At 62.1% G+C, this 14,044-nt stretch carries 14 protein-coding genes; 4 read left to right on the top strand and 10 right to left on the bottom strand.

All coding sequences use genetic code 11. The features are described from left to right. Positions 1-8 precede the first annotated feature (8 nt). From OEW28_RS05405 to OEW28_RS05395, 3 genes are all read left to right on the top strand, one after another. Positions 9-431, top strand: a complete 423-nt coding sequence (locus tag OEW28_RS05405) for a DUF1178 family protein (protein WP_263733681.1) — start codon at positions 9-11, stop codon at positions 429-431. Between the two features lie 20 nt (positions 432-451). After that, positions 452-1,102, top strand: coding sequence for an SDR family oxidoreductase (locus OEW28_RS05400; RefSeq protein WP_263733680.1), 651 nt, complete (start codon positions 452-454; stop codon positions 1,100-1,102). A gap of 138 nt (positions 1,103-1,240) precedes the next feature. Beyond that, positions 1,241-2,497 carry an aspartate kinase gene (locus OEW28_RS05395; RefSeq protein ID WP_263733679.1) on the top strand — a complete coding sequence of 419 codons (1,257 nt, stop codon included), beginning with the start codon at positions 1,241-1,243 and terminating at the stop codon, positions 2,495-2,497. Positions 2,498-2,609: 112 nt separating this feature from the next. On the opposite strand, the gene OEW28_RS05390 is transcribed toward OEW28_RS05395, so the two are convergent. Beyond that, complete coding sequence (locus tag OEW28_RS05390; protein WP_263733678.1) at positions 2,610-3,404, bottom strand: NAD(P)-binding domain-containing protein; 795 nt, start codon at positions 3,402-3,404, stop codon at positions 2,610-2,612. Continuing rightward, positions 3,401-4,711: an ATPase gene (locus tag OEW28_RS05385; protein ID WP_263733677.1), complete on the bottom strand. Its 1,311-nt coding sequence runs from the start codon at positions 4,709-4,711 to the stop codon at positions 3,401-3,403. The genes OEW28_RS05390 and OEW28_RS05385 overlap by 4 nt, the downstream gene beginning before the upstream one ends. A 149-nt stretch (positions 4,712-4,860) precedes the next feature. On the opposite strand from OEW28_RS05385, the gene OEW28_RS05380 reads away from it, so the two are divergent. Next, positions 4,861-6,522, top strand: a complete 1,662-nt coding sequence (locus OEW28_RS05380) for a hypothetical protein (protein WP_263733676.1) — start codon at positions 4,861-4,863, stop codon at positions 6,520-6,522. Here the strand turns inward: OEW28_RS05380 and OEW28_RS05375 are convergent. From OEW28_RS05375 to OEW28_RS05340, 8 genes are all read right to left on the bottom strand, one after another. Further along, complete coding sequence (locus OEW28_RS05375; protein WP_263733675.1) at positions 6,462-6,989, bottom strand: prepilin peptidase; 528 nt, start codon at positions 6,987-6,989, stop codon at positions 6,462-6,464. The genes OEW28_RS05380 and OEW28_RS05375 overlap by 61 nt on opposite strands. Before the next feature lie 12 nt (positions 6,990-7,001). Next, positions 7,002-7,847: a tetratricopeptide repeat protein gene (locus OEW28_RS05370; RefSeq protein ID WP_263733674.1), complete on the bottom strand. Its 846-nt coding sequence runs from the start codon at positions 7,845-7,847 to the stop codon at positions 7,002-7,004. A gap of 26 nt (positions 7,848-7,873) precedes the next feature. After that, the gene (locus OEW28_RS05365) at positions 7,874-8,386 is read right to left on the bottom strand and encodes a tetratricopeptide repeat protein (RefSeq protein WP_263733673.1); all 513 of its coding nucleotides are present in this window, start codon (positions 8,384-8,386) and stop codon (positions 7,874-7,876) included. Positions 8,387-8,447: 61 nt separating this feature from the next. Further along, complete coding sequence (locus tag OEW28_RS05360) at positions 8,448-9,437, bottom strand: type II secretion system F family protein (protein WP_263733672.1); 990 nt, start codon at positions 9,435-9,437, stop codon at positions 8,448-8,450. Positions 9,438-9,446: 9 nt separating this feature from the next. After that, positions 9,447-10,415 carry a type II secretion system F family protein gene (locus tag OEW28_RS05355; RefSeq protein ID WP_263733671.1) on the bottom strand — a complete coding sequence of 323 codons (969 nt, stop codon included), beginning with the start codon at positions 10,413-10,415 and terminating at the stop codon, positions 9,447-9,449. A gap of 5 nt (positions 10,416-10,420) precedes the next feature. After that, positions 10,421-11,860 carry a CpaF family protein gene (locus OEW28_RS05350; protein ID WP_263733670.1) on the bottom strand — a complete coding sequence of 480 codons (1,440 nt, stop codon included), beginning with the start codon at positions 11,858-11,860 and terminating at the stop codon, positions 10,421-10,423. A gap of 15 nt (positions 11,861-11,875) precedes the next feature. Then, positions 11,876-13,117: an AAA family ATPase gene (locus tag OEW28_RS05345; protein WP_263733669.1), complete on the bottom strand. Its 1,242-nt coding sequence runs from the start codon at positions 13,115-13,117 to the stop codon at positions 11,876-11,878. Positions 13,118-13,366: 249 nt separating this feature from the next. After that, positions 13,367-14,041 carry an OmpA family protein gene (locus tag OEW28_RS05340; RefSeq protein ID WP_263733668.1) on the bottom strand — a complete coding sequence of 225 codons (675 nt, stop codon included), beginning with the start codon at positions 14,039-14,041 and terminating at the stop codon, positions 13,367-13,369. Positions 14,042-14,044: the final 3 nt, after the last annotated feature.

Genomic DNA, 14,044 nt, shown 5'->3' with positions numbered 1-14,044 from the left:
ACGACATCATGATCCGTTATTCGCTGACATGCGACCACGACCACAGCTTCGAAAGCTGGTTCAAGTCGGCCGAAGCCTTTGAAACGCTTCGGGCTGCGGGCCACGTCGCCTGCGCGATCTGCGGCTCTACCACAGTGTCGAAGAACCTGATGGCCCCTGCGGTGCGCCCAGCCGGAAAGGCAAAGGACCGCCCCCTGGCCACGCAGAAGTCGGAACTTCAGCAGGCGATCGAGGCCATGCGCCGCCAGGTCGAGGAAAACTCGGAATACGTCGGGCTGAACTTCGCGTCGGAAGCGCGACGCATTCACGAAGGTGAGGCGCCGGGCCGGTCAATCTACGGCGAAGCCAAGATCGAAGAGGCCAAGAAGTTGCTGGAGGAAGGCGTTCCCGTGGCACCCCTGCCCTTCATGCCGGTGCGCAAGACCAACTGAAGACGAAGAAGGGGCACGGCATGGACGTCTTGATCACCGGCGCAAACCGCGGGATTGGCGCTGCCCTGCATCAGGCATTTCAGGCATGCGGCGACACGGTTCACGGCACATCTCGCGCCGCTGCGAATGAAGCAGGCTTGTTCCAGCTTGATGTCACCAACTCAGAATCCGTGGCCGGGCTGGGCGCCGCATGGAAAGACAGGCCCCTGGACCTGCTGGTCTGCAACGCCGGGATCTACATCGACAAGGGACAGGACCTTGGATCGGGCTACCCTGCCGATGCCTGGGCCGATACCTTCGCGGTGAACGTGACCGGCGTGTTCCTCACGATCCAATCGCTTTTGCCGGCGCTCAGGTCGGCGCGCGGGAAGGTGGCCATCCTGTCCTCGCGGATGGGATCGGACACGCTGGCGCCGGGGGGCAGCTATATCTACCGCGCCTCGAAGGCGGCCGTCCTGAACCTTGGGCGCAACCTTGCCGCCGATCTGCGCGGTGATGGCATCGCGGTCGGCATCTATCACCCCGGCTGGGTGAAGACCGCGATGGGTGGGCCTGGCGCCGACGTCGCGCCCGAAACATCGGCCCGCGACCTTGTCGCCCGCTTCGACGAGCTGAGCCTGGAAACCACTGGCTGCTACCTGAACCACGACGGCGCGACCATCCCGTTCTAGGCCCCGGTGCCGGCGGTCCGCAATGACACAGTTGGCGACGGCCTCCGTTGAACGCCCTTGCCCTTGCGCACGTGCGCGCCTATGAAACGCGCGGTTTGACTCGGGGCGCCTTGGCGCGCGCAGCTTGGGGGGGCTAGGATGCCGCTTCTCGTGATGAAATTCGGCGGCACCTCGGTGGCCGATCTCGACCGCATCGCCAATGCCGCCGAGAAGGTCAAGCGTGAGGTGGAGCGCGGCTATGACGTGATCGTCATCGTCTCGGCCATGTCGGGCAAGACCAACGAACTGGTGGGTTGGGTGGAACAGACATCCCACCTTTACGACGCCCGCGAATATGACGCGGTTGTTGCCAGCGGGGAAAACGTGACCGCCGGGCTGATGGCGCTGCGCCTGCAGGAAATGGGCGTTCCCGCCCGCTCCTGGCAGGGCTGGCAGGTGCCGATCAACACGACCTCGGCCCATTCGGCGGCGCGCTTCGTGTCGATCCCGCGGGAAAATCTAGACGCGAAGTTCGCCGAAGGCTTCAAGGTCGCGGTTGTCGCCGGTTTCCAGGGGGTCTCGGAAGAAGGACGGATCACCACGCTGGGCCGGGGCGGGTCCGATACGACCGCGGTGGCGTTCGCGGCCGCCTTCGACGCGGAACGCTGCGACATCTACACCGACGTGGACGGCGTTTACACGACCGATCCGCGGATCTGCGGCAAGGCGCGCAAGCTTGACCGCATCGCGTTCGAAGAGATGCTTGAACTGGCCTCACTGGGCGCCAAGGTCCTTCAAACGCGCTCGGTCGAACTTGCCATGCGCTACAAGGTGAAGCTGCGCGTTCTGTCCAGCTTCGAAGACACAGACGAAAACTCCGGAACCCTGGTCTGCGACGAGGAGGATATCATGGAATCGAAGGCCGTCTCGGGCGTCGCCTACAGCCGCGACGAAGCGAAGATCACCCTTGTTACAGTCGAGGACCGGCCGGGCATCGCCGCCGCGATCTTCGGCCCGCTCGCCGAAGCCGGGGTCAACGTGGACATGATCGTCCAGAACATCTCGGAAAAGAACTACGAGGGCCACACGATGGCCGTCACCGACATGACCTTCTCGTGCCCCACCAACCAGGTGGCGCGCGCGAAGAAGGCACTTGAGGAGGCGCGCGCCGCCAAAACGATCAGCTACGATGACCTGGTCGTGGATACCGAGGTTGCCAAGGTATCCGTCGTGGGCATCGGCATGCGGTCGCAGTCCGGCGTCGCCGCCAGGATGTTCGCGGCCCTGGCCGCCGAAAACGTGAACATCAAGGTGATCGCGACGTCCGAGATCAAGGTCTCGGTCCTGATCGATCGCAAGTACATGGAACTGGCCGTTCAGGCGCTGCACGACGCGTTCGCGCTCGACGTGGCCTGACCCGACACCCCCGCCGCCAGCTTTGGAAGGCCCGCCCCTAGGGGCGGGCTTTATCGCTCCCGACGTTCAGCCAGAGCCAGCGAAGGCTTGCTGGGCCCAGTGCCGCCGCGGGTCAGTGCAGAGCGCGCCCGCGCAGATGCCGGAAGGCGTCCCTCAGCGCGGCGGGCGGCGTAAGATGCGCGTCGGACAAGGCTGCATCCAAAGCGCCTTCGACGTCACGGATCAGGCTCATCACCGTCTCGTCCGAAGCCGGGGTATCCATTCCGAACTCGGACATGTCACACTCGGCCGCGACCAGTGGCCGCGCAGGCGATGCCTGCAGCATGTCCAGCAGCTTTGGCTCATCAAGTCCCTGCGCCTCCGCCCAGTCAAGAGCGAGTCGCGTCATCGCCGAGCCGGAGGCAGACAGGAAATCACGCAGCACCTTGGCCGAGGTTCCGGCGCCCAAGCTTCCCATCCGTTCGACTTTCTGGCCCAGAGCCGCCAGAACCGGCTTCGCGCCCTCCACCGCCTCGACCGCGCCACCGACAAGGAAGGTCAGCCGGCCTTCGGCGGCTTGGCGGAAGCTTCCAAGCGCCGGGGCGTCGATCACCGCTATGCGATGCGGGATGCGGTGGCGCAGCGCGCGAATGTAGCGAGGCGTCAGCGTCGCGCAGATGATCAACGTCTCAAGCGCGGGCGCACGCGTGACCAGCGCATCCGTGTCGAACAGAAGCGCTTCGGTTTCGGCAACGTCTGCCGCCATGACGATCAGCGTGCCAAGGCCCTTGGCGAATTCTGTCGCATCCTGCGCTGTCTGCCCGCCGCCGGACGCAAACCCCGTGGCCTCGAACCTCGCATCGCGCAGCAGACGCAGCGCCGGAACCGCTAGGCGGCTGGACCCGGCAACACCAACCTTTCCGGTCAATGCACGATCCTTTCGTCGCGGACGAACATGTTGGCCCAGGCGCGATCGATCAGCTGCGGGGTCATCTGGTAGGGAATGCCCTCGAAGTTGCAGATCGCGATGATCTGGTCGATCAGGAAAACCGGCTGATAGTTCGCATAGATGTTGTCGATCGTGGGATACTTGCTCTTGAGCAGGTGGATCAGCGATGCCTCGTCCAGTGGCACCTTCTTCTTCTTCGCCACCATCGCGAATATCTTGAGATACATCTCCTGGTCGGGCCCGTCGATCTTGATCTTGAAGAAGATCCGGCGCAGCGCCGCCTTGTCGAAGATTTCGTTCGGATGGAAGTTGGTCGAGAACACGACGAGCGTATCGAAGGGAACCTCGAATTTCTCGCCCGACTGAAGCGCCAGGATATCGCGGTGCTCTTCAAGTGGCACGATCCAGCGGTTGACGATCTTTTGGGGGGGTTCCTGCTGACGTCCAAGGTCGTCGATGATGAAGACGCCGCCGGTCGCCTTCATCTGCAGCGATGCCGTATAGGTCCGGGCCGTCGGATTGTAGGTCAGGTCCAGCATGTCGAGCGATAGTTCGCCGCCGGTGATCACGGTTGGGCGGTCGCAGAGGACATAGCGGTTGTCGAACCGGTTCGACGCGCGCCGCAGGGCCGTCGGATCATCCTGCTGTTCCTGCGCTGCCGAGTGCACGATCGGGTCATAGACCGTGATCACCTGGCCCGCGTATTCGACCGCACGCGGAACATAGATCTTGTCGCCCAAGGCATCGCGGATCCCGTTTGCGATCGAGGACTTCCCGTTGCCCGGCGGGCCGTACATCAGGATCGAGCGGCCTGCACTGACCGCGGGCCCCAGATGGTCCAGAAGAGCGTCCGGAAGGATCAGGTGCCCCATGGCGCCCGTAAGCTGCTGCCGCGTCATCTGGATATTGCGGATCGATTGCTTCTTGACCTGGTCGCGATAGATCTCAAGCGGAACGGGCATGGCGCCGTAGTATTCGGACTGCGCCAGCGCATCCAGCGCCCGCGCCTTTCCGGTGTCGGTCAGCTGAAAGCCCATCTCGTTGCCCGAGTTGGCGTGCAGGGTCCCCATCGCCTCGACCAGGCGTTGGGACCGCGACAGGTCGATCAGTTCCTGCACGATCGGTACGGGGATGCAGAGCGCGCGGGACAATTCCGTCGCCCGATCCAGATTCATGCGGAACATCGTCTTGAGGAAGATGTCGCGCATCATCACCGTGTTCAGCCCAACTTCCGCCAAATTCCGCGGAGAAGCTGGCGCAATCACGTTGGGTACCTGCATGTTCATCGGCTTGACCCCCTTACCGATCCAGTTCAGGGCGGATATTTCCGCAGTGCCGATCAGATAGTTCGGCAGGAGTCCTCATCAGGATTCCCTTGTGCATCCTGCGAAGCTATTGTGGCTAAAAAATGGAAATTGAGGCGGGATTCAGGGACATGAACAGAACGCAATTGTGGCGGCTGTCGGGATTTTCCGTTGCTTTGATCGCAATTGTTGCGGCGCTGACGCTTTTCAAGGGCGGCCTTTACCTTGCCATGCACGAAGGCGACGCCATTCATCTGGCCGATATCGTGCTGCGAATGGCGGCAGGAGAGTGGCCGCATCTGGACTTCATGACGCCGCTGGGCGTGCTGTCGGCTGCGCCGATCGCGCTTTTCGTCAAGCTGGGCTTCGGGATCGGCCACGCATTTCTGCTGGCGCAGATCCTTGTCGCGGTTCTCATCGCCCCCGCGGCAATCCGGGTCGCCGCAACGCGCCTGGACGGCCTCCTGGCCTACGCCTTCGTGGGCTATGTGCTGGTGCTGTGCATTGCGTTGGTGCATGGGGGCGACACGACCACGGTCTCCCTTTCGATGCACTACAACCGCTGGTCCTGGGCTATCGCCTATGTCGTGCTTCTGCAGGTCCTGATTGCGCCCCGCGACACCCCGGCACAGGTGCAGGACGGCATCGTCCTGGGCCTGGGCCTTGCCGCTCTTGCCTTGATCAAGATGACCTATTTTGTCGCCTTCGCCCCGGTCGTCCTGGTCGGACTGATCACGCGCAAGTGGTGGCGCACGCTTCTGGTCGCTGTGCTGGCAGGGCTGTTGGTGATGGCGGTGGTGACGCTTGTGGCAGGGCCGCGGTTCTGGCTTGCCTATCTGGCGGACCTTCTCACGGTAGCAACCTCGACCGTTCGGGAACGTCCAGGGGACGAACTTTCGGACATTCTTGGCGGTTCGGCGTACCTCGCGGGGAACCTGGCCCTCATCGGAACGGTCATCATCGCACGCAAGGCCGGGCACTTGACCGAGGGGCTGCTGCTTTTGCTGCTCTACATCCCCTTTGCCTATGTCGTGTATCAGAACTTCGGGAACGACCCACAATGGATCGTGCTGGTTCTGATCTGCCTTGTTGCACTGTGGCGCGAAGACGAGGGGACACGTAGCCTGGGCCTGCGGCCATCGCAATGGACCCTGATCGCGGCAGGGGTTTTTGTCGGCGCCGGCTATGCCTCGGTCCAGAACCTGTTGATCAGCCCCGTCAAGCATCTGAACCTGCAGCTTGCGGACATGCGCCCACTGCTGGGCGGCGCGGGGCCCACGTCCGACCTGTTCGCCAACCGTTCCCGCATGGTGCGGACACGGGCAATCGTGGCTCTGGACGGGCCCGAGTGGCAGGTTGCCTCGCTTGCCGCCGATGAGGAGGATGGTTCCGAAAACCGGACCGTCCTTCCGGACGGAGAGATCCTGCCAGACTGCACGCTGCAAGGCGGGTTCACGACATGGCTGGCCGCGGCGGCAGACGATCTGGAACGGAACGGCTATGCCGGCAAGGCCGTCATGGCTGCGGACATTCTGTCAAGCTTCTGGACCTATGGGGACCTGGCAAGGGTGGAAAGAGCCGCGCCATGGTACTACGGGCGCCTTTCCGGACTTGCACAATCAGACTATCTGCTGATCCCGCTATGCCCGATCTCGGGCAAGGCCAGAAAGAACTTCCTGGAGGAGATGGAGCGGAAAGGCTGGACCATGACCGAGGTGCACCGGACCCCGCTTTACATCCTCATGGACATCAGCGCGAGCGTGAGCGAGGGGAACGCCAGCGACGCCAGATAAGCCATGAGCGTCGCGGCCAGTGCGACGCCCATTGGGAATTCCTTGCGCGTCCAGGATGCCCAGTCGGGCGCCAGCGAACGAATTGCCGATACCCTGCGCACCAGGCGATGGGCGACGAAGGCCGCCAGAAGACAGGCTGCCAGCAGAAAGATCACGATCGACACGTGACCCTGGGCGAAAAAGGGCGCGGCTGCGGCCGCGAACTTCACGTCACCCTCGCCGACGCGGGCTACGACATGCAAGACCACGCCGATGGCCAGCACAACGACAAGATTGACCCAGCGCCAGAGCCAGACCTCGGTCGGCAACACGATGAAACCCGCCACCGCAAAGACCACCACCGTAGCCAGAACCGCAAGGTTCGGGATCCGCATGGATCTCAGGTCGGACAGCATCACCCAAATGGCGATTGGCAGCATCAGCACAAAGAAGACCAGATGCACCTGGTTTGCGTTCAGATCCAGCATGGCTGCCCCTTGTTAGGTGTTGAGTGCTTCAAGCGCGCGCACGGCTTCTTCGAAATGCTGCGGATGGGTTTCGATCGCGTCTTCCAAAAGTCCGCGCCCGATCACGACGTCGCCCTGTTTGATCGCCGACAGCGCGATCGTGTATAGCAGCTGCGCGCGTTCCACCTGGGTCATCGAAATGATCGGCAGGTCGTATTTGCGTTGCGCCGCGCGGGCCAGAACCAGGTTGTTCTTGGCAACGAACATGTTGCGGTCATAGGTCAACGCCTGACCGAACAGCTTTTCCGCGCCCGGATAGTCGCCGCGCGTCAGCTTTGAATAGCCCCAGTTGTTCAGGACGCCCGCCGGACGCGTGGTCATGCCGGCAGCGGTGTCGTAGAAGCTGTCCGCCTTGTCCCATCTCTTGTTCGCGTCGGCGATCATCGCCTCAAGCCGGTAGCGGTCGAAGGTTTCGTAGGTCGGCGGGACGGCATTGAGCTCTACCTCCGCGCGCTTCCATTCGTTGGACCGGATAAGGGCATCGGCCAAAAGCACCCGGTCCTCGCTTGTGCCGCCCGGACCCTGGATGATCTCGCCCAGAACCTTGGTCGCCTCCACCGGCTTGTTGGCCCGGATCAGCGACTTTGCCAGACCCCGCTTGAGGTCGACACGGTTGGGTTTTTCCCGCACCGCGCGCTGAAAATACGCCACCGCTTCCTGCGGGTCGGCCGAGGTGAGCATGACGTCATTGAGGTTGCTTTCATCAATGACGTTTATGCTGTTCAGGGCATCCTGAACGTCCTCGTCTTTCTGCTGGTTACACGCCGACAGGCCAAGCGCGCCTGCGACGACAAGTATCAAATGAACCGACTGGCGCATGTTCTGCGTCCCTTGCTGCTCTGGCCTCACTTCACCGTGAGCAGAAGGTAAACACCGCCCCCACGCCGCACGAGTGAGAATTCTTCTTCTTTGTGCTCGGAACCATAGTCGGGATCGTCTCGCATGGCGAGGGCGCGGCGCAGATTTTCGCGTATGGCGTCCGTTCGGCCACTGTCCAGCGCAAAGGCCGTCTGGAACGTCTGGCTTGCCTCGGCGACTTCGCCCTTTTCCATCAGGACGACCCCCAGGTTGTTCCAGGCTGGCACAAAGCTTTCGTCAAGATCGATCGCGTTGCGAAGATTGCGTTCTGCCTGCCCCAGTCGTCCCAGATGCAGGTTCGCCGAACCGATCGCGGAATAGACGTCCACCGTGGCCCCGCGTTCGGAAGCGGCACGATAATAGGCCTTCAAAGCCAACTCGTACTCACCTGCCGCCATAAGACGGTGGCCGACAATCAACCCGTCGACCGATTCCTCGGCCGATGCGTCGAGCGACGGCGCGAAGGGCGAGTCCGACTTCCGGAACGGATCGCCGGACATCTGACAGGCGGCGAGGGCGAAAGTTGCAGCAGCAAGGGCCGTGGTGTGGCGCAGCATGAACCTAGATCTTGAAGTTGGCGAACGCCTCCAACATAGCGTAGACGGACGGGCCGACAATGACGATCAGCAGCGGAGGCACGGTAAACATCATCGTGCCAAGCGTGATCTTCGTCGGAAGCTTGTTCGCAGCCTCTTCGGCGCGCATCACCCGCTTGTCCCGCATTTCCGACGCGTAGACCCGCAGGGCTTCTGCGATCGACGTCCCGAAGGTCTGCGACTGGATCATCACCGTGACAAAGGACGACACGTCCTGAACGCCTGCGCGCTCGGCAAAGGCGCGCAAAACCGATGTCTTTTCCTTGCCGGCCTTCACCTCGGCGGAAACAGTGCTGAGTTCCTCGGCAAGTGCGGGGTAGCCGACCGCGATCTCGCGCGCGACCCGGACGATCCCCTGGTCCAGCGACTGGCCGGCTTCAACACAGACCAGAAGCATGTCGAGCGCATCTGGAAACCCGTCCTGAATTTCCTGCTGGCGCATCTGCAAGCGACGCTCAATCCAATAGCGCGGCAGGAAGTAGCCGACGATGCCGGGGCCGACCCCGAAAAGCGCCAGCGTCGTTGTGCTGATCTCTCCGGTCGTGGACTTGTAGAGCACGAAGCCTGCGCCCAGCAGAAGGAAGGTCACGCCAAGTACAAACTGAATCGCGTGGAAGGTTCTGACGGCGTGCTTGCCACGATATCCCGCGCGCATGAGCTTGAGGCGCGCTGATGTCATTTCCTCTTCGGTCTGCGGCTCAAGGAAGGCGGCGAACTTGTCCAGCTTTTCGCCGCGCCCCCCCATGCGCAGGGGCTTGGCCTGGCCCTTGCCGGCAGCGCTGTTGCCGGCCCGCTGGGCGTCGCGCAGCTTGCTCAGCGGATCGATGCGGCGTTTCAGCAGCGTCGGCAGGGTCACGATGATCAGCAGGGCGCCCAGGAAGCCCACCGCGGCTAGCGGCCCGAGCGGCCCAAGTTTCTCGAGCAGAATCGCGTTGATCGTGTTGATAATTTCCATGTCTTTGCCTCAGACCTTGATGTTGGTCATGATGCGCATGAACACCAGATTCAGCGCCAGCATGAAGGCCACGACCAGTGCCGCGTAGATGAAGTAAGGGCTGTCCTTCACCTTGTCGAAATAGTCCGGCTTCGCGACCTGGATCGCGACAAGGGCAAGCAGCGGGAAGGCCGACAGGAAGTTGCCGGACCACTTGGCCTCCGCCGTGATCGCCTTGACGCGACGGAAAAGCCGGAACCGGGCGCGCACCACCTTGGCCAGACCATCGAGAATTTCCGCAAGGTTGCCGCCCGACTGCTGCTGGATCGTCACCGCAACGGCAAGGAAGCGCAGGTCCTGCATGTCCATGCGTTCGGCAAGGTCCTTGAGCGATTCCGAAACCTCGCGGCCATAGGCGCTTTCGTCCGCGATCATGCCGAACTCGCTTCCCAGCGGGTCGGCGACTTCCTTGGCGACAATCTGGATCGCCGAGGAGAACGGGTGCCCGACCCGCAGGCTGCGGACCATCAGTTCAATTGCTTCGGGCAGCTGCTCCTCGATCTTTGCAAGCCGCTTCTTGGCCTTGCCGCTGACCCAGATGTAGACGGCGCCGACGCCCATCGTGATGCCAAGGGCGATCTGCACCGGCGTCGATGCCTGGGTGCCTATTTTCAATCCCATGAAGGCCACGACGGAAAGCAGTGCCATCACAAGCACAAGCGCCTTCGGCGAAAAGGCGATATTCGCCTTCTGCGCCTTCGAGGCGAGGATGGAATATAGCGGGATGCCCTTCGATTTCAGGTGCTGGCTGGCCTCCTTGCGGAGCTGTTCCAGAACCTGTTCGCGCTGGCCGCCCTTTTCCAGAAGCGCGAGGCGCCGGTTCACCTTGTTGTTCAACGAAATCGACTTGCCGAAGAACAGCAGGTACAGGCCCTCGACCAGCAGCAGGACCGCCAGGAAGATCAGGCCGTAGATGATTGGGGTGGGGCTGAGGATCATGCGCCTTACTCCGCAGCGATGGGATCGTAGATCGAGGCTGGAAGGTCATAGCCCCATTGACGGAAGCGGTCCGAGAAGTGCGAGCGCACGCCCGTCGCGGTGAAGCGGCCGATGATCTTGCCCTCGGGCGTAATCCCCAGACGTTCGTAGCGGAAGATTTCCTGCATCGAGATGACGTCGCCTTCCATGCCGGTGATTTCGGTGATCGACACCATCCGACGGGAGCCGTCCTGAAGACGCGAAGCCTGCACGATCAGGTTCACGGCGCTCGCGATCTGGCTGCGGATGGCCTTGATGGGCATTTCGATCCCGGCCATCGCGACCATGTTTTCCAGACGGCTGATGCCGTCACGCGCCGAGTTGGCGTGGATCGTGGTCATGGAGCCGTCGTGGCCGGTGTTCATGGCCTGAAGCATGTCGATCACCTCTTCGCCGCGGGTTTCGCCGACGATGATGCGATCGGGACGCATCCGAAGCGCGTTGCGCAGACAGTCTCGCTGCGTGACCGCGCCCTTGCCCTCGACGTTCGGGGGACGGCTTTCCATGCGCCCCACATGCGTCTGCTGAAGCTGAAGTTCTGCCGTGTCCTCGATGGTCAGGATGCGTTCGTTGTTGTCGATGAAGGACGACAAGGCGTTCAGCGTCGTCGTCTTACCGGAGCCCGTGCCGCCCGAGACGATGACGTTCAGCCGCGTCGCGACCGCCGCCTGAAGATAGGCGGCCATTTCCTCTGTGAAGGCGCCAAACTTCACCAGGTCGTCGATGGCAAGCTTGTCCTTCTTGAACTTCCGGATCGAGACCAGCGACCCGTCGACCGCGATCGGCGGCACCATGCAGTTGAAGCGCGAACCGTCCGCCAGACGGGCGTCGCAATAGGGGTTCGATTCATCGACCCGCCGGCCAACCGCCGACACGATCTTGTCGATGATGCGCAGAAGGTGGCGCTCATCCTTGAAGGTGATGTCGGTCAGCTCAAGCTTGCCGGACCGTTCGATGAAGATCTGCTGGGGGCCGTTGACCAGGATGTCGTTGACCGTGTCGTCCTTGAGCAGCGGCTCCAGCGGGCCAAGGCCCATCACCTCGTCATAAAGCTCCTGGTGGAGCATTGAACGTTCGTCCTTGTTCAGGACGACGCTCAGTTCTTCCAGCGCCTCAGCAGAGATCGAGGCGATTTCCTGCTTCAGGTCGCTTTCCGTCGCATGTTCAAGGGCCGAGAGGTTCAGGTTGTCCAAGAGCCGCTTGTGCAGTTCGACCTTCAGCTCGCCCATACGTTCCTTGCGCTTGCGCTCCTTGTCGGTCACGCTTGGATGCGCCGGCACCAGATGCCCGACGTTCGAGCGGCGGATGGGCTGCGTTTTCGCCTCGCCTGCCTTGTCCGCAGGCGCTTGAGCGGCTTCCGGTTTCGGTTGGGCGACTGGTGCGGATTTCTTGTAACGAGAAAACATTCAGACCCCCGGATATCAGGAAGAAGCCACTTCGGTCTTCTGCTGCGAATTGACGAGTGAAACCGCGAGCTTCGCGATTTCCTTGCGAAGCGGGTTCTTGCTTGCGTTTTCGGCCAGCGGCAGGCCCTGGTCGTTGGCTTGGGTGATTGCCTTGCCGCCGTCGGGAAGGTGGATCTCGATCGCGATGTCCAGGCTTTCGGCCAGACGCTTGGCGCGGCCCTTCCCGGTCAGGTCGGTGAAGCTCGGCGCACGGTTCAGCACGTAGCGAAGCTTCTCGAACGGCAGATCCTCAGACTTGAGCGCCCGGATCAGGCGCAGCGTGTTCTGGGCAGAGCGCATGTCCAGCTCGAGAATGCCGAAGTACACCTTTGACTGATGCAGCACCGCCTCGGTCCACTGGACCACCGTCTTGGGCATGTCGACCACGACGAAATCGAAATGCGAGCGCGCCAGATCGAGAATTCGGTTGATGTCCTCGGACTGGACGATGTCGAGTGGAAGCATGTCGGCCGGTGCGGTCAGCACGTGCATGCGGTCATTGAACGTCAGCATGCTCTGGATGAAGGTATCCCGATCCAGTTTCGCAGTTTCGGATAGCATCTCGTACACCGCTTCGCGGCGCGGCAGGTCCAGGTAAGTCGACACGGAGCCATACTGGAAATCCAGGTCCAGCAAGCAGACCTTGGGCGGATTCTTCTTGTTTGAGATCGCCAGTTCCCAAGCGAGGTTGACGGCAAAGGTGGTCCCCCCGACACCGCCCGCAAGCCCGTGAACGGGCAGGATCATGCCATCTCGGTCGCCCTTACCGCGCGCGTCGGGCGCGGCGTCCTGAACCTGCGCGGCGACGGGCGCGCGGCGGATGCGCTCAATCGCCTCATGCAGCGCGTTCTCGGGCAGCGGATAGGGGACGAAGTCGTCGGCGCCAAGCTTGAGCAACTGATGGAGGGCGATCGGGCTGACTTCCTCGGCGATCAGGATCACCCTGATGTTCTTCGCCTTGGCTGCGGCAATGACGTCGCCGACGCGGGACATACCGCTTTCGTCCTGGCCGTCCACGGCGACCGCGATGAACTGGAGCGCATCGGCTTCGGGCTGCGACAGAAAGGCGATAGCGTCATCGAAGCCGAGGTCACCCCAGCTGTCGCCCAACTCGGTTTCCATGTCCTCGATCAGAAGATCGAATGCGCTGACGTCACGCGACACCGTGCAAGCGATGATCGGTGCGGGGTCCGTCTGCAAAGCCGCTGCGTTGGCCATGGTCCTACATTCCCTCTTACCAGGTCGGCTCCGTGCGGCCGATCCGTTACCGTTTCGTTGAAGCCGCAGGTTCGTCCAGCCAGCCCTACGCGACTCTTCGCGCTTGTTCCCGACTTTGAAAAATCAGTGAGAAAGTTGGCAAGAATGGGGCCGAAATATCGAATTAATGCGGTGCTTGGAGACGATAGAAAAAAAAGGCGGCCTTTGTTGCCAAAGACCGCCCTTTAAACAGAAACAATTTGACGTGCGTCAGTTGCCGCCGCTGTCACCGCCAGCGCCAGGCGCCGCGTCGGCCTGCTGATGAGGCGGAGTCGCGCTCGTGACATACTCGCGGAAGATCACCTGCGCGTACTTGCCGTTCAGCAGAAGCGGGTTCGTGGCGACGAAGCCAGAAACCTCGGTGACCGTCCGGCGGTTGCGGCGCTCTTCGGACTGAACGTAGACCAAGGGCTGCGTTTCGCCATAGGATACGACCGCCTCAAGACGCGAACGCGAGATGCCCTGCCCGATAAGGAAGTTCACCACTGTCTGGGCACGGCGCAGGCCAAGGGCCTTGTTGTAGGCGTTTGATCCCACGAGGTCCGTATGGCCGTACACCCGGAAGCGGATCTCGGGGAACTGCTTGATCCAGTTCGCCTGCTGCACCAGAGCCGCCCTGGCGCTGGCATCAAGGGTCGAACTGTCGAACGCGAAGTTCACCGTGTTCGGCACGTCAGCCGCAAACTTGCGCGTCATGTTGATCAACTGATTGACCGCGCCGGTCTGAATCGCCGTGTTGTTGCGGGTTGCGTTTCCGAAGTCGCTGGTTTCCACCTCGCGTCCGGCTTCGCCGTAGAACGCACGGGCCGCATTGGTTTCAGGCGAGCAGGCCGCGATGGCCAGAATGCCTGCGGAGAGGAGCAAGAATTTTACATTACCGCGCATTGT

Source organism: Albidovulum marisflavi, from assembly GCF_025751435.1.
Taxonomy (GTDB): Bacteria; Pseudomonadota; Alphaproteobacteria; order Rhodobacterales; family Rhodobacteraceae; genus Albidovulum; species Albidovulum marisflavi.
Note: the sequence above shows the minus strand (reverse complement) of the source record. Positions and strands in the feature narration are given on the sequence as shown.

Bases quoted from the DNA above. Each gene is read 5' to 3' on its own strand.
- OEW28_RS05405 (WP_263733681.1), top strand. From the start codon at position 9: ATGATCCGTTATTCGCTGACATGCGACCACGACCACAGCTTCGAAAGC.
- OEW28_RS05400 (WP_263733680.1), top strand. From the start codon at position 452: ATGGACGTCTTGATCACCGGCGCAAACCGCGGGATTGGCGCTGCCCTG.
- OEW28_RS05395 (WP_263733679.1), top strand. From the start codon at position 1,241: ATGCCGCTTCTCGTGATGAAATTCGGCGGCACCTCGGTGGCCGATCTC.
- OEW28_RS05385 (WP_263733677.1), bottom strand. From the start codon at position 4,711: ATGAACATGCAGGTACCCAACGTGATTGCGCCAGCTTCTCCGCGGAAT.
- OEW28_RS05380 (WP_263733676.1), top strand. From the start codon at position 4,861: ATGAACAGAACGCAATTGTGGCGGCTGTCGGGATTTTCCGTTGCTTTG.
- OEW28_RS05375 (WP_263733675.1), bottom strand. From the start codon at position 6,989: ATGCTGGATCTGAACGCAAACCAGGTGCATCTGGTCTTCTTTGTGCTG.
- OEW28_RS05370 (WP_263733674.1), bottom strand. From the start codon at position 7,847: ATGCGCCAGTCGGTTCATTTGATACTTGTCGTCGCAGGCGCGCTTGGC.
- OEW28_RS05365 (WP_263733673.1), bottom strand. From the start codon at position 8,386: ATGTCCGGCGATCCGTTCCGGAAGTCGGACTCGCCCTTCGCGCCGTCG.
- OEW28_RS05360 (WP_263733672.1), bottom strand. From the start codon at position 9,437: ATGGAAATTATCAACACGATCAACGCGATTCTGCTCGAGAAACTTGGG.
- OEW28_RS05355 (WP_263733671.1), bottom strand. From the start codon at position 10,415: ATGATCCTCAGCCCCACCCCAATCATCTACGGCCTGATCTTCCTGGCG.
- OEW28_RS05350 (WP_263733670.1), bottom strand. From the start codon at position 11,860: ATGTTTTCTCGTTACAAGAAATCCGCACCAGTCGCCCAACCGAAACCG.
- OEW28_RS05345 (WP_263733669.1), bottom strand. From the start codon at position 13,117: ATGGCCAACGCAGCGGCTTTGCAGACGGACCCCGCACCGATCATCGCT.
- OEW28_RS05340 (WP_263733668.1), bottom strand. From the start codon at position 14,041: ATGCGCGGTAATGTAAAATTCTTGCTCCTCTCCGCAGGCATTCTGGCC.